The 13147-nt window shown below is 70.7% G+C and carries 13 protein-coding genes; 10 read left to right on the top strand and 3 right to left on the bottom strand.

Annotated elements, in window-relative coordinates:
- Nucleotides 1-14: 14 nt before the first annotated feature.
- Complete coding sequence (gene metG / locus LZ017_RS03075) at nucleotides 15-2060, bottom strand: methionine--tRNA ligase (protein ID WP_241298556.1); 2046 nt, start codon at nucleotides 2058-2060, stop codon at nucleotides 15-17.
- A gap of 611 nt (nucleotides 2061-2671) precedes the next feature.
- Between metG and minC the strand changes: the two genes are divergently transcribed.
- From minC to LZ017_RS03105, 6 genes are all read left to right on the top strand, one after another.
- The gene (gene minC, locus LZ017_RS03080; RefSeq protein WP_241298557.1) at nucleotides 2672-3499 is read left to right on the top strand and encodes a septum site-determining protein MinC; all 828 of its coding nucleotides are present in this window, start codon (nucleotides 2672-2674) and stop codon (nucleotides 3497-3499) included.
- A 45-nt stretch (nucleotides 3500-3544) separates the two neighbouring features.
- The gene (minD, locus tag LZ017_RS03085) at nucleotides 3545-4360 is read left to right on the top strand and encodes a septum site-determining protein MinD (protein WP_241298558.1); all 816 of its coding nucleotides are present in this window, start codon (nucleotides 3545-3547) and stop codon (nucleotides 4358-4360) included.
- A 13-nt stretch (nucleotides 4361-4373) separates the two neighbouring features.
- On the top strand, nucleotides 4374-4634 hold the full coding sequence (gene minE, locus LZ017_RS03090) for a cell division topological specificity factor MinE (protein WP_241298559.1): 261 nt from the start codon (nucleotides 4374-4376) through the stop codon (nucleotides 4632-4634).
- 351 nt (nucleotides 4635-4985) lie between these two features.
- On the top strand, nucleotides 4986-5408 hold the full coding sequence (locus LZ017_RS03095; protein WP_241298560.1) for a GreA/GreB family elongation factor: 423 nt from the start codon (nucleotides 4986-4988) through the stop codon (nucleotides 5406-5408).
- A gap of 57 nt (nucleotides 5409-5465) precedes the next feature.
- Nucleotides 5466-6365: a hypothetical protein gene (locus LZ017_RS03100; RefSeq protein ID WP_241298561.1), complete on the top strand. Its 900-nt coding sequence runs from the start codon at nucleotides 5466-5468 to the stop codon at nucleotides 6363-6365.
- Between the two features lie 2 nt (nucleotides 6366-6367).
- Nucleotides 6368-6988, top strand: coding sequence for an N-acetyltransferase (locus LZ017_RS03105; RefSeq protein WP_241298562.1), 621 nt, complete (start codon nucleotides 6368-6370; stop codon nucleotides 6986-6988).
- On the opposite strand, the gene LZ017_RS03110 is transcribed toward LZ017_RS03105, so the two are convergent.
- On the bottom strand, nucleotides 6945-7241 hold the full coding sequence (locus LZ017_RS03110) for a 2Fe-2S iron-sulfur cluster-binding protein (RefSeq protein WP_241298563.1): 297 nt from the start codon (nucleotides 7239-7241) through the stop codon (nucleotides 6945-6947). The genes LZ017_RS03105 and LZ017_RS03110 overlap by 44 nt on opposite strands.
- Before the next feature lie 76 nt (nucleotides 7242-7317).
- On the opposite strand from LZ017_RS03110, the gene LZ017_RS03115 reads away from it, so the two are divergent.
- Nucleotides 7318-7878, top strand: a complete 561-nt coding sequence (locus LZ017_RS03115; RefSeq protein ID WP_241298564.1) for a M48 family metallopeptidase — start codon at nucleotides 7318-7320, stop codon at nucleotides 7876-7878.
- On the opposite strand, the gene LZ017_RS03120 is transcribed toward LZ017_RS03115, so the two are convergent.
- Nucleotides 7820-9343, bottom strand: coding sequence for a BCCT family transporter (locus tag LZ017_RS03120; RefSeq protein WP_241298565.1), 1524 nt, complete (start codon nucleotides 9341-9343; stop codon nucleotides 7820-7822). The genes LZ017_RS03115 and LZ017_RS03120 overlap by 59 nt on opposite strands.
- A 188-nt stretch (nucleotides 9344-9531) precedes the next feature.
- Between LZ017_RS03120 and LZ017_RS03125 the strand changes: the two genes are divergently transcribed.
- Genes LZ017_RS03125 through LZ017_RS03135 form a run of 3 tightly spaced genes read left to right on the top strand, consistent with a single transcriptional unit; the run spans nucleotide 9532 to nucleotide 13085 of the window.
- Entirely contained in the window at nucleotides 9532-10512 is a 981-nt protein-coding gene (locus tag LZ017_RS03125; protein ID WP_241298566.1) for a tRNA-dihydrouridine synthase, read from the top strand.
- A complete protein-coding gene (locus LZ017_RS03130) occupies nucleotides 10509-12743 on the top strand; it encodes an alpha/beta fold hydrolase (protein WP_241298567.1) in 2235 nt (744 codons plus the stop codon). Before LZ017_RS03125 ends, LZ017_RS03130 begins: the two co-directional genes overlap by 4 nt.
- Before the next feature lie 3 nt (nucleotides 12744-12746).
- Entirely contained in the window at nucleotides 12747-13085 is a 339-nt protein-coding gene (locus tag LZ017_RS03135) for a translation initiation factor Sui1 (protein WP_241298568.1), read from the top strand.
- Nucleotides 13086-13147 lie beyond the last annotated feature (62 nt).

Genomic DNA, 13147 nt, shown 5'->3' on the forward strand with positions numbered 1-13147 from the left:
CGGCGGGCGCGGGCTCAGCGCACGCGCATGCCCGGCTGGGCGCCGGGGAAGGGCTCCAGCACGAAGATGCCGGGGTGCGCCTTCTCGTCGGCATGGCTGGCGGCCAGCACCATGCCTTCGCTGAGGCCGAACTTCATCTTGCGCGGTGCCAGGTTGGCCACCATCACGGTGAGCTTGCCTTCCAGGTCTTCGGGCTTGTAGGCGCTCTTGATGCCCGAGAAGACGTTGCGCAGCCGGCCCTCGCCGACGTCCAGCGTCAGGCGCAGCAGCTTGTCCGAGCCCTCGACGTGCTCGGCCTTGACGATCTTGGCGACGCGCAGGTCCACCTTGGCGAAGTCGTCGATCTTGATTTCCTCGGCCAGGTCCTCGCCGCCAGGCACGACCTTGGGCGGTGCGGGCGGCTCGAACAGCGCGTCCAGCAGCTTGGGATCGACACGCTGCATCAGGTGCTCGTAGGCGCCGATCTGGTGCGCGCCGAGCGCGCGCTGGGCGTCGGCGAACTGCATGGGCTCGACCTTCAGGAAGGCCTCCACCTTGGCGACCAGCGCCGGCAGCACCGGCTTCAGGTAGATGGACAGCAGGCGGAAGGCCTCGATGCAGACGCTGCACACGTCCTGCAGCACCGGGTCCTGGCCGGCTTGCTTGGCCAGCTCCCAGGGCTTGTTCTGGTCCACGTACTCGTTGACGCGGTCGGCCAGCAGCATGATCTCGCGCAGCGCCTTGCCGAACTCGCGCGCTTCGTACAGCTCGGCGATCGCGCCGGCATGGGCGCGCAGCCCGTCCAGCAGCGCGCGGCCTTCGACGCCGACGTCGGCCGACAGACGTCCATCAAAGCGCTTGGCCAGGAAGCCGGCGGCGCGCGACGCGATGTTGATGTACTTGCCGACCAGGTCGCTGTTGACGCGGGCGACGAAGTCCTCGGGGTTGAAGTCCAGGTCCTCGACCTTGCTGTTGAGCTTGGCCGCCAGGTAGTAGCGCAGCCACTCGGCGTTCATGCCCAGCTTCAGGTACTTCAGCGGGTCCAGGCCGGTGCCGCGGCTCTTGCTCATCTTCTCGCCGCCGTTGACGGTCAGGAAGCCATGCACGAACACATGGTTGGGCGTCTTGCGGCCGCTGAAATGCAGCATCGCGGGCCAGAACAGCGTGTGGAAATAGGTGATGTCCTTGCCGATGAAGTGGATCTGCTCCACCGTCTCGTCGGCGAGGAAGGCGTCGAAGTCGCGACCGGTCTTGCCGAAGTAGTTCTTCAGCGACGCGAGGTAGCCGATGGGCGCGTCCAGCCACACATAGAAGTACTTGCCCGGCGCATCGGGGATCTCGATGCCGAAGTAGGGTGCGTCGCGGCTGATGTCCCAGTCGCCCAGGCCGCCGTTGCCTTCGTCGTCCTTGGCGAACCACTCCTTGATCTTGTTCAGCACCTCGGGCTGCAGCCGCCCCGGGGTCTGGGTCCACTGCTCGAGGAACTCGACGCAGCGCGGATCGGACAGCTTGAAGAAGTAGTGCTCCGAGCTCTTGAGCACCGGCGTCGCGCCGGTCAGCACCGAGAACGGATTCTTCAGCTCGGTGGGCGTGTAGACCGCGCCGCAGACCTCGCAGGAATCGCCGTACTGGTCTTTCGCCCCGCACTTGGGGCATTCGCCCTTGATGAAGCGGTCGGGCAGGAACATCGCCTTCTGCGGGTCGAAAAACTGCTCGATGGTCTTCACCGAGATCAGCTCATTGGCGCGCAGCGCCTTGTAGATGGCCTGCGACAGCGCGTGGTTCTCCGGGCCGTCGGTGGAGTGCCAGTTGTCGAAGCTGATGTGGAAGCCGTCCAGGTAGCTCTTGCGGCCCGCGGCGATGTCGGCGACGAAGGCCTGCGGCGTCTTCCCGGCCTTCTCCGCGGCGATCATGATGGGCGCCCCGTGGGCGTCGTCCGCGCAGACGAAGTGCACCTCCTGGCCCATCATGCGCTGGAAGCGCACCCAGATGTCGGCCTGGGTGTACTCCATGATGTGGCCAATGTGGAAGTTCGCATTGGCGTAGGGCAGGGCGGTGGTGACGAAGAGCTTGCGTGTCATGGCGGGGCGTCGTTGGGCAGGCCGGGGGCGTCGGGGCCGGTCCCGGGTGGGGGCGGGCCAAACATGGGATTTTAGGCCCGGTTGTCCATCCGGACTCCGGTGGCGCGCGTCGCGGCGTCCGGTGTTGCGAGTTGCATCGCAAACTTCAGACCGTTTCTAGGCTTGGCCCCTAAGTCGCTGATTTTCCTGAGGGTTGGCAGCTATCCACCGTGGCTGTGGATAACTTTGTGCAAAACCCTCAGACGGCGACGCTAAATCCTTGATCCATCGTGCCTAGTCTTTCCCTGCCACTTTTGCGGGCATTTCAAACGTACCTATATAAATCAAGCACTTAGCGGCGGCGCGGGTTTTCCTGAACTTGCAGCGCAGCATGGAGTCCACGCTGCGGTCGCAAACCCATCCGTGGGGATAAGTCAAGCCCGACCGACAGGGGCACGCCTCTTTTTTCGCCGCCGGATGTCCACGCCGCTTGTGGACAAGCGTGTGGGCGGGCTGGCGATGACGGGCGCAAGTGACTGTCGCCGTGGGACTTTCCTTGATCTGCTGCATTAACGGGCAGAGGTCGGCAGGCGAACCGCTAAAATCGCGCACTTTGTGCATCCAGACACCCCATGGCTCAGGCATCCCAGGCTTCGACGTCGACCGCAACGGGCCGCAGCGCCGAACCTTTCGAACTGAAAAGCGCCTCGCTGAGCCTGCTCGCGCTGGTGCTGCGCAGCGCCGACCGCGCCGAGCTGGAATCCCAGCTGCAGCACAAGCTGGGCCCCACGCCCGATGCCTTCCACCATGACCCGCTGCTGATCGACCTGGGCAGCCTGCCGCCGGCCAGCGGCGACGATGGCCAGCTGAGCCTGGACGGCGGCGCGCGTATCGACCTGGCCTGGCTGCTGCCGCTGCTGCGCGCGCACCGCCTGCAGCCGGTGGGCGTGGTCGGCGCCAACGAGGCCGAACTGGCGCAGGCGCTGTCGCTGGGCCTGGCCGAGGCGCCCGATCTGGGCCTGCCCGCGCGCAGCGCCGAGCCGCGCACCGTGGTGCAGGAGGTGGTCAAGGAGGTGGTGCGCGAAGTCGTCGTCGAGCGCGAGGTGCCGGTGGCCGCCGAGGCGCCGCGCACCGTCGTGGTCGACAAGCCGCTGCGCTCCGGCCAGCAGGTCTATGCCAAGGGGGCGGACCTGGTGGTGCTGGCGCTGGTGAGCCATGGCGCCGAGGTCATCGCCGACGGCCATATCCATGTCTATGCGCCGCTGCGAGGCAAGGCGATCGCCGGAGCGCGCGGCAACACCGAGGCGCGCATCTTCGCCGCCAGCCTGGAAGCCGAACTGATCGCCATCGCCGGCATCTACCGCACGACCGAGAACCCCTTGCCCGAGCATGTGCTGGGCAAGGCCGCCCAGGTGCGGCTCGATGGCGAGAAGCTGGTGATGGAAGCGCTGAACCCCTGAGCCGCCGCGCTCAGCCACTGAATTCTGACGAAAGGAACGCATTCGATGACCAAGATCGTCGTGGTGACCTCGGGCAAGGGCGGGGTCGGCAAGACCACCACCAGCGCCAGCTTTGCGACCGGCCTGGCCATGCGCGGCCACAAGACCTGCGTGATCGACTTCGACGTCGGCCTGCGCAACCTGGACCTGATCATGGGCGTGGAGCGCCGTGTGGTCTACGACCTGATCAACGTGATCAACGACGAGGTCAAGCTGGGCCAGGCGCTGATCAAGGACAAGCAGCTGGACAAGCTGTACATCCTGGCCGCCTCGCAGACGCGCGACAAGGACGCGCTGAAGCAGGAGGGCGTGGAGCGCGTGCTGGACGAGCTGCGCGCCATGGAGTTCGACTACATCATCTGCGACTCGCCGGCCGGCATCGAGACCGGCGCGCTGATGGCCATGCACTATGCCGACGAGGCCCTGGTCGTGACCAACCCCGAGGTGTCCTCGGTGCGCGATTCGGACCGCATCCTGGGCATGCTCAACAGCAAGACCAAGCGCGCGATCGAAGGCCGCGAGCCGGTCAAGGAACACCTGCTGATCACGCGCTACAACCCCAACCGGGTCGAGGGCGGGCAGATGCTGTCGCTGGAGGACATCCACGAGATCCTGCGCACGCCGCTGATCGGCGTGATCCCCGAGAGCGAGGCCGTGCTGCAGGCCTCCAACCAGGGCGTGCCGGCGATTCACATGAAGGGCTCGGACGTGGCCGAGGCCTATGCCGACGTGGTCGCGCGCTTCCTCGGCGAGGACAAGCCCATGCGCTTCATCGAGGCGGTCAAGCCCGGCTTCTTCAAGCGCCTGTTCGGCGGCAAGTGAGGAGGGCGCGATCATGGGTTTCCTGTCCTTTTTCCTCGGCGAGAAGAAGAGCACGGCCAGCGTTGCCAAGGAACGCCTGCAGCTGATCCTCGCGCACGAGCGCACCGGCCGCGGCGCCAGCCCCGACTACCTGCCGCAGCTGCAGCGCGAACTGGTCGCGGTGATCTCCAAGTACGTGGCCATCAACCCGGACGACATCAAGGTCCACATGGAGCGCCAGGACAACCTGGAGGTCCTGGAAGTCAAGATCGAGCTGCCGGAAGCGCAGCGCTGATCCTGCCGGCCGCCGCACCGGCGGCCAGGCAAGACCTGGCCCCGGTGGGGAGCACCGGGCGTGCGCTGCGCGCATGCCCGGCTTGGACAAGATCCGTTCGCCTTCCTACAATCCCCGGCCATGGACCACTTCAGGCACGTTCCCGCACTGCTGCAGACCGTCGACACGGCCTGCGGTCGGACGTGCACGCCGCATGTCGGCGGTGCCGGGCCCGCGCCAGCACTCGCCGCACATCCCTGAGCCCGGCGACCTTCCTCCATCCTTTCAGCGCAGTTTTCGGGTCGTCGGGCACAAGCCCCGCGCGATCGTCGGCGCCTTCGCGGGCGCCGCTCCCGAACCAGGAGCGCCTTCATGGATGCGAGCACGCCCAAGCGGCTTCTCTCCGGGCTGGACCACGCCCGGCTGTCCAGCTTTCTCTTCAAACCCCGTTTCGCCACCACGCTGCCGGCCGGGTTGGCCGATGCGGCCCAGGACCTTCTGGACGGGGCCGACTCGATCGACGCCACGCGCATGCCGCCCGAGGTGGTCACGATGCGCTCGCGGGTGCGCGTGCGCGGCGGCAATGGTGATGAACGCACGCTGACGCTGTGCTACCCGGCCGAGGCGGATCCCGCGCTGGGCCTGGTCTCGGTGTTCACGCCGCTGGGCCTGGCGCTGCTGGGCGCGCGCGTCGGCCAGCGCATCGCGTGGACCGGGCCGCGCGAGGAGCCGCGCACCGCGCTGGTCCTCAAGCTTCTCTACCAGCCCGAGTCCAGCGGCGACTACGCCTGCTGAGCCCCCACTCCCGACCGGAACGACCCCGGAACGCTGGCGCGTCCGGGGCGCCAGACCATGGACATCTCCAAGAATTTCATCAAGGCCAAGCGCCCTTGCGCCGATGGCCTGCGCTGGTACCTGCGCCACGGGCTGCAGGACCATGCCTACCAGGAACTGCTGGACGCGCTGGTGGAGGCCGGCCGCGTCGGCGACGCCTGCTGGCTGCTGGACAACTTCGGCCCCACCGACGCGGTGCTGGAGCTGGACGCGCTGCAGGCTTCCGCGCTGGTGTTCGCCGGCACGCTGCGCGTGCGCGGTGGCGTCGAGGTGGACGGGCTGCTGCGCACCGGCCGCGGCCTGCACGCGGGCGGCGGCCTGCGCGTTGGCGGCGACCTGGTCTGCGGCGACGATCTGGCCTGTGGCGGCGCGCTGCGCTGCGAGGGCCGCTTGCGCGTGGGCGGCCGCCTGCAGGCCGCCTGGGGGCTGGAGGTGGCTGGCGCGCTGGACTGCGCGGGGCCGCTGCGCAGCGGCCGCGACCTGCACTGCGGCGGCGCGCTGCACGCCGGCGGCGAGCTGAAGGTGGGCGAGGCCCTGCATGTGGGCGCCGCGCTGCACTGCGCGCAAAGCCTGTGGGTGGGCGGCGATGCCTGGGTGGACGGCGCGCTGCAGGCGGGGCAGGGGGTCGCGGTGGGCGGCACGCTGGAGACCGCGTCGCACCTGGAGGCCGGCTGGGGCCTGCGCGCGGGGGGAGACATTCTCTCCGGCGGCGCGGTGCGCGCCGGCGAAAGCCTGCTGGCCGGTGGCCGCATCGTGGCCGGGCCCGGTTACGGCATCTATGCCGGCCTGGACGTGCGCGAGCAGGCCTGGGAGGCGAGCGCGCGCGTCAGCGCGGCACAGCCGCCCGAGGGCTTGCGCAGCGGCCTCTGGGTGGGGCCGGACCTGGCGCTGCAGCGCGCCGCGTGGAGCCCGGCCTGAGCATGCGCACCGACGTGCAACTGGACGAGGCCGCGCTGGCCGCCGAGCTGGCGGCCTGCCACGCGCGGCTGCACGCGCCCGGCGACCGCCTTTTCGGCTTGCCGTCCTGGCCGTTGCGGGACGGCCTGCGGCTGCGCTGCCGCGAGGCGGACGGCGAGTACTACCTCTATGTCGAAGACCCCGGGCGGCATTGCCTGGCTGGTCTCGTGGTGCTGAACCGGCTGATCGAGGTCGGGCGCCGGTGGGACCCGCTGGTGCGCGCGCCCCACACCAAGATCGGCCGCGACTACCGGCGCCGCGGACTTGCGCGCGCGCTCTACGCGGGCGTGCTGGAGGCGGGGCTGTGCCTGCTCAGCGGCGCGCGCCAGTCGCCGGGCGCGCAAGCGCTGTGGGATGCGCTGGCGCGCGACTTCGACGCCGGCTATGTGACGCTGGAGCACAAATCACTGCAGCCGCTGGGGCCCCGGGTCAGCGCGCAGCAGGCCGACCGGCTGCAGACCCGGCGCCTGCTGCTGGGCCGGGGCTGGGACCTGGCGCGGCTGGCCGCGCCGGCGCCGGGGGCGCCGCGGCGTCCGGCCTTCAGCCTGCGGCAGTGGCTGGGGAGCGCAGCACCAGGTCCGTGAGCGGCTCCGCGACGCAGGGCAGGATGCAGCCTTGCGCCTTTTCCTCGGCGCTCAGCCCGGGCCATTCGATGCGGTAGCGCACCCGGCCTTCGGCGAGTTCGCGCAGGCAGGCGCGGCAGCTGCCGTTGCGGCAGGAACTGCGCAGCGCGACGCCGGCCGCCAGCGCCGCTTCCAGCACGCTCTGCCCCGGCGCGCAGGCAAAGGCGGGCGCATCGGGGGCGGGGCGGATCAGCAGGGCGGCGGCGTCGGGCATGGCGCCGATTGTCGCCGCCCGGCCCGCCTAGAATGCCGCCTTCGCCCCTCCGTTCCGCCGCCAGGCCCCTCCCGCGATGAAGTATCTGCACGGCTATCCGCCGGCCCTGCTGGAGCAGGTGCGCCAGCTGATCGAACGCGACGAACTGGGCGCGCTGCTGGCGCGGCGCTATCCGCAGGGGCACGAGGTGCGCAGCGACAAGGCGCTGTTCGACTACACGCAGGCGCTCAAGCAGCGCCATCTGCGCAATGCCGATCCGCTCGCGCGCGTCTGCTACGACGCCAAGATCAAGGTTGTGCAGCACGCGCTGGGCACGCACACGCGCGCGTCCACGGTGCAGGGCAGCCGGCTCAAGACGCGGCGCGAGATCCGTGTCGCGACGCTGTTCCGCGAGGCGCCCGAGCCCTTTCTGCGCATGATCGTGGTCCACGAGCTCGCGCACCTGCGCGAGCTGGAGCACAACAAGGCCTTCTACCAGCTGTGCCACCACATGGAGCCGGCCTATGCCCAGCTGGAGTTCGACACCCGGCTGTGGCTGACCCAGCGCGAGCGGGCCGGGGCGGCCCTGGCCGCCGCGCTTACTCCGGCGGCAGCATGTGGCGCAGACGGTCGCGCAGACGGCGTTCCTCGCGGCTGAGCGCCCGCTCGTCGTCGCGCGCGGCGCGCCACAGCGCCAGCGCCAGCAGCGCCAGCACCGCGGTGAAGGGCAGCGCGAAGACCACGGTGGCGGTCTGCAGCGCCTTGATGCCGCCGGCGCCCAGCAGGCTGGCGGCGATGGCCGCCACCATCAGGCCCCACAGCAGCTTCAGCCAGGCCGGCGAATCGCCCTCGCGGCCGCCCCGGCTCATGGAGGCCAGCACCAGCGTGGCCGAGTCGCCCGAGGTGATGAAGAACACCGCGACCAGCAGCGTCGCCGCCAGGCTCATCAGCGTGCCGCCGGGCAGCGCGTCGAAGACGCTGAACAGCGCGGTCGCGATGTCGGCCTGCACCGCGGCGGCGATGGGCTGGCCGCCGAAGATCTGCAGATGCAGCGCGGTGCCGCCGAATACCGAGAACCACAGCGCCGCCGCCAGCGTGGGCGCGAGCACCGTGCCCAGCACGAATTCCTGGATGGTGCGCCCGCGCGAAACGCGCGCGATGAACACGCCGACGAAGGGCGACCAGGAAATCCACCAGGCCCAGTAGAAGACCGTCCAGTCGCTCACCCAGCTGCTGTCGCGGAAGGGCGTCATGCGCAGGCTCATGCGCAGCAGCTCGCTGAGATAGGCGCCCAGCGCGTTGCTGAAGTTGTCGATGATGGCCACCGTGGGGCCAAGCAGGAACACCGCCAGCGCCAGTGCCGCGGCCAGCAGCAGGTTGGCGCTGGACAGCCATTTGACGCCGCGGTCCACGCCGCTGACCGACGAGGCCAGGAAGAGCGCGGTGGTGGCGGCGATGATGGCCAGCTGCGGCCCCAGCCCCACCGGCAGCCCGAACACCCGCGCCAGCCCGGCATTGATCTGCAGCGCGCCCACGCCCAGCGACGCGGCGACGCCGAAGGCCGTGGCCACCAGCGCCAGGCCGTCAACCAGCGGGCCGACGCGGCGCATCCAGGGCCAGGGCAGGGTGTCCGTGGCCGAGCTGATCAGCGCCGGCTTGCCGCGGCGGAACTGGAAGAAGCCGATCGCCAGCCCCACCACGCTGTACACCGCCCAGGGATGCAGCCCCCAGTGGAAGATCGCATAGCGCATCGCCACGTTGGCCGCCTCGGGCGTCTGCGCGGCCACGCCCGGCGGCGGGCGCAGGTAGTGCGAGACCGGTTCGGCCACGCCCCAGAACACCAGGCCTATGCCCATGCCGGCCGCGAACAGCATCGCGAACCAGGCCGGGCGCGAAAAGGCCGGCTCCTCGTCCTCGGCGCCCAGCTTCAGCCGGCCGAGCCGGCTGAAGGCGAGGCCCAGGCAGGTCAGCACCAGCCCCAGCACCACCCACAGGTAGAGCCAGCCCAGCTTGCGTGTCAGCTGCGCCAGCGCACCCTCGAAGAAGCTGCCCATGCCCAGCGGGTCCAGCAGCCCCCACACCACCACGGCACCGATGACCAGCGCCGATCCAATCCATTGCATTCAGAGTCCTCCTCAGTGCTGCATTTTCGGGCATCCTGAGGCGGTCCCTTGAAAATCAAGCACTTGCGTGCGCCTTGCGCAGGCTTTGCACGGACTTGTCCACAGATTTGGTGATGATCCGCTATGCTCTCGCCCCTTTGTTCCATGACCCGGTCCGTGCCCCGCGCCCGCCCGTCCCGTCGCTTCCGATGATTCTTCTGGCGCCCATGGAGGGCCTGCTGGACCACATGCTTCGCGACACGCTGACCCGCGTGGGCGGCGTGGACCGCTGTGTCTCCGAGTTCATCCGCGTCACCGACCAGCTGCTGCCGCGCCGCGTCTTCACCCGCATCGTGCCGGAGCTGAAGCAGGGCGGCCGCACCGCGTCGGGCGTGCCGGTGCGGCCCCAGCTGCTGGGTTCGGACCTGGTCTGCCTGGCCGAGAACGCCGCGCGCCTGGCCGAGCTGTCGCCGCAGGGCGTGGACCTGAATTTCGGCTGCCCGGCCAAGACGGTGAACCGCCATCGCGGCGGCGCGGTGCTGCTGGACGAACCGGAGCTGGTCGGCGCCATCGTCGCCGCGGTGCGCCGCGCGGTGCCGGCAGCGCTGCCGGTCTCGGCCAAGATGCGGCTGGGCAACGAGGACCGCGAACGCATGCTGGACTGCGCGCGCGCGATCGCCGCGGCCGGCGCCAGCGAGCTGGTCGTGCACGGCCGCACCAAGCGCGATGGCTACAGTCCGCCGGCCTTCTGGGACCAGATCGCGCGCGTGCGCGAATCGGTGGCGCTGCCGGTGGTGGCCAATGGCGAGGTCTGGACCGTGGACGACGCGCAGCGCTGCCTGCGCGAATCCGGCTGCGAGCGGCTGATGCTGGGCCGCGGCATGGTCGCCGACCCGGGGCTGGCGCTGGCCATACGCGCGGGCGCGGCGACGCCGCAGGACCCGCCGCTGCTGCCCTGGGGTCAGGTCTTGCCGCTGATGCAGGGCTTCTGGTCGCAGGTGCGCGCCAATGTCGCGCCGCGCCACCAGGCCGGCCGGCTCAAGCAGTGGCTCAACTACCTGCGCCGCCGCTATCCCGAGGCGCAGGCCGAGTACCAGCGGCTGCGCACCATCAACGCACCCCAGGTGCTCGAACAGCAGCTCTTCGGTGATCCCGCCGAGCCTGCCCGCAAGCAAGGAAATCCCGCATGATCAAACTCACCCCGCTGCTGGCGGCCTGCGTCGTCGCGCTGCCGGCCTGGGCCGCCGCGCCGGCCGAACTGCCGCTGGAGCGCCTGTTCGCCGACCCGCCGCTGCAGGGCCGGTTGCCGCGCCAGGCCGAGCTGTCGCCGGGCGGGGGCTGGGTGAGTTTTCTGCGCCCTTCGGCGCAGGACAGCGAGCAGCTGGAACTGTGGGCCCAGCCCGCGGCCGGCGGCGCACCGCGCCGCCTGGTGGGCATGCCGGACCTGCTGGGCGAGCGCGAGGCCCAGCTGACCGAGGCCGAACGCATGGCGCTGGAGCGTAAGCGCATCACCCAGCGCGGCATCACCGGCTACCAGTGGTGCGGCCGTGACGACCGCACGCTGCTGCTGCCGCTGTCCGGCGATCTCTATCTGGTGCGGCTGGGCGAGCAGGGCGTGCAGACGCGCCGCCTGACCGAGGACGAGTCCGTGCCCGAGCAGGACCCGCAATGCTCGCCCGATGGCCGCCAACTAGCCTATGTGAAGCGGGGCGAGCTGGTGGTGCAGGCGCTGGACGGCGGCGCGCCGCGCACGCTGACCGAGGGCGCCGGCGAGACGCGCTTCTTCGGCCTGGCCGAATTCATCGCCGCCGAGGAACTGGGCCGCCACCGCGGCTACTGGTGGTCGCCGGACGGCAGCCGGCTGCTGGTGCTGGAGGTGGACGAGAGCGGCGTGCCGGTGAAGACGCGCGCGCAGATCTTCGCCGACCGCAGCACCATGACCCAGCAGCGCTATCCGGCCGCTGGTGAGGCCAATGCGCGCGTGCGCGCGCTGAGCGTGGACCCGCGCAGCGGCGCGCGCCAGCCGCTGCCGTTGCCGGCCGAGGCCGAGTACATCGCCCGCGCCGGCTTCTTTGACGATGGCACGCCCTGGCTGCAGTGGTTCACGCGCGACCAACGCCGCCTGGTGCTGACCGAATTCGACGCCGCTGGCCGGCCGCGCCAGATCACCGAAGAGCGCGATCCGGCCTGGGTGGAGGTGCACGACGACCTGGCTGAAATGCCCGGGCTGATGCTGTCCGGCAAGCCCGCGCTGCTGTGGTCCAGCGAGGCCTCGGGGCGCCGCCAGCTGCTGCTGCTGGACCGCGTCAGCGGCGCGCGCCGCGCGCTGACGCAGGAGCCCGAGCCGGTCGGCCACCGCATCTGCTCCAGCGCCACCGAGGTGGTGTACAGCGTGGCGCGCGAGCGCGGCCGCAGCCAGGAGCTGTTCGCGATCGACGTGCAGGGACGCAGCCGTGCGCTGCCCGGCGCGCAGCCGCGCCAGTGGCGCGACGCCAAGGGCGACGAGGACTGCCGCCGCCTGCTGGTGACGCGTTCGGCCTGGGGCCAGCCGCCGCAGCTGGCGCTGCAGGCCCTGGACGGCAAGACGGCCGCGGTGGCGCTGGCCGGCGATGCCGCCGATCCGCTGCTGGCGCAGCTCGTGCCGCAGCCGCGCGAGCTGCAGCTCAGCGCCGCCGACGGTCGCACGCCGCTCAACGGCTTCTACTTCGCGCCGCTCAAGCCGGGCGCTGCGACGGCGCGCCATCCGGTGATCGTGCTGGCCTATGGCGGCCCGGGAGCGGCGACCGTGAAATGGAGCTGGAGCCGCGATACCGCGCTGATCGCCTACTGGCAGCGCCGCGGCTATGGCGTGATGGCGCTGGACACGCGCGGCATGGCCCACCGTGACCGCGACTTCACCCGTGCTCATCACCGCGCGTTCGGCGCGGTGGAGGTGGCCGACCTGTTTGCCGCGGTGCGCCAGCTGCCGGCCCAGGTGCCGCAGGTGGACGCCGCGCGCATCGGGTTCTTCGGCTGGTCCTATGGCGGCTTCCTCGCCGCGCGCGCGATGCTGGACGCCGATACGCCCTTCGCGGCCGCCGCGGCCGGCGCCCCGCCCACCGACTGGACGCTCTACGACACCGCCTACACCGAGCGCTACCTGGGCCTGCCCGACGGCGGCAAGGCCGCGCCCTATGCGCAGGCCAATCTGCTCGCGCGCGCCGCGCTGCTGCAGCGGCCGCTGCTGCTGATCCACGGCACGGCGGACGACAACGTGCTGTTCGAGAACACGCTGCGCCTGACGCAGGCGCTGCAGCAGGAAGGCAAGCTCTTCGATCTGATGGTCTATCCCGGCCATGCCCATGGCGTCGTTGGCCGCCGACCGAAGCTGCATCTGCACCGCGTGCTGGATGCCTTCTTCGACCGCCATCTGCAGCCCTGAGCCATGGCCCTGGTCTATTCCACCGATCACGGCCGCGTCTGTCCGGACTGCCGCCGCCCGCAGGCGCAGTGCGCCTGCCGCGACCCGCAGGCCCTGCTGGGCGACGGCCGCGTGCGCGTGCGCCGCGAGACGGCCGGGCGCAAGGGCAAGGCGGTCACGGTCGTGCAGGGGCTGGCGATGACCCAGGCCCAGTTGACCGAGACCGCCAAGGCGCTCAAGGCCGCCTGCGGCAGCGGCGGCACGGTCAAGGACGGGATGATCGAGATCCAGGGCGACCACCTGGCGCGCGTGATGGACTGGCTCGCCAAGGCGGGCCACGCGCCGCGCCGCGCGGGCGGCTGAGCCCGCCGCCGGGCACCGCGCTTGCCCTGCCGGGGCATGCCCGGGAGCCGGCGATGCCGCCG

The organism is Pelomonas sp. CA6, from assembly GCF_022549225.1.
Taxonomy (GTDB): Bacteria; Pseudomonadota; Gammaproteobacteria; order Burkholderiales; family Burkholderiaceae_C; genus Roseateles.

Bases quoted from the DNA above. Each gene is read 5' to 3' on its own strand.
- LZ017_RS03125 (WP_241298566.1), top strand. From the start codon at position 9,532: ATGATTCTTCTGGCGCCCATGGAGGGCCTGCTGGACCACATGCTTCGC.
- LZ017_RS03115 (WP_241298564.1), top strand. From the start codon at position 7,318: ATGAAGTATCTGCACGGCTATCCGCCGGCCCTGCTGGAGCAGGTGCGC.
- minC (WP_241298557.1), top strand. From the start codon at position 2,672: ATGGCTCAGGCATCCCAGGCTTCGACGTCGACCGCAACGGGCCGCAGC.
- LZ017_RS03130 (WP_241298567.1), top strand. From the start codon at position 10,509: ATGATCAAACTCACCCCGCTGCTGGCGGCCTGCGTCGTCGCGCTGCCG.
- LZ017_RS03100 (WP_241298561.1), top strand. From the start codon at position 5,466: ATGGACATCTCCAAGAATTTCATCAAGGCCAAGCGCCCTTGCGCCGAT.
- minE (WP_241298559.1), top strand. From the start codon at position 4,374: ATGGGTTTCCTGTCCTTTTTCCTCGGCGAGAAGAAGAGCACGGCCAGC.
- minD (WP_241298558.1), top strand. From the start codon at position 3,545: ATGACCAAGATCGTCGTGGTGACCTCGGGCAAGGGCGGGGTCGGCAAG.
- LZ017_RS03110 (WP_241298563.1), bottom strand. From the start codon at position 7,241: ATGCCCGACGCCGCCGCCCTGCTGATCCGCCCCGCCCCCGATGCGCCC.
- LZ017_RS03105 (WP_241298562.1), top strand. From the start codon at position 6,368: ATGCGCACCGACGTGCAACTGGACGAGGCCGCGCTGGCCGCCGAGCTG.
- LZ017_RS03095 (WP_241298560.1), top strand. From the start codon at position 4,986: ATGGATGCGAGCACGCCCAAGCGGCTTCTCTCCGGGCTGGACCACGCC.
- metG (WP_241298556.1), bottom strand. From the start codon at position 2,060: ATGACACGCAAGCTCTTCGTCACCACCGCCCTGCCCTACGCCAATGCG.
- LZ017_RS03135 (WP_241298568.1), top strand. From the start codon at position 12,747: ATGGCCCTGGTCTATTCCACCGATCACGGCCGCGTCTGTCCGGACTGC.
- LZ017_RS03120 (WP_241298565.1), bottom strand. From the start codon at position 9,343: ATGCAATGGATTGGATCGGCGCTGGTCATCGGTGCCGTGGTGGTGTGG.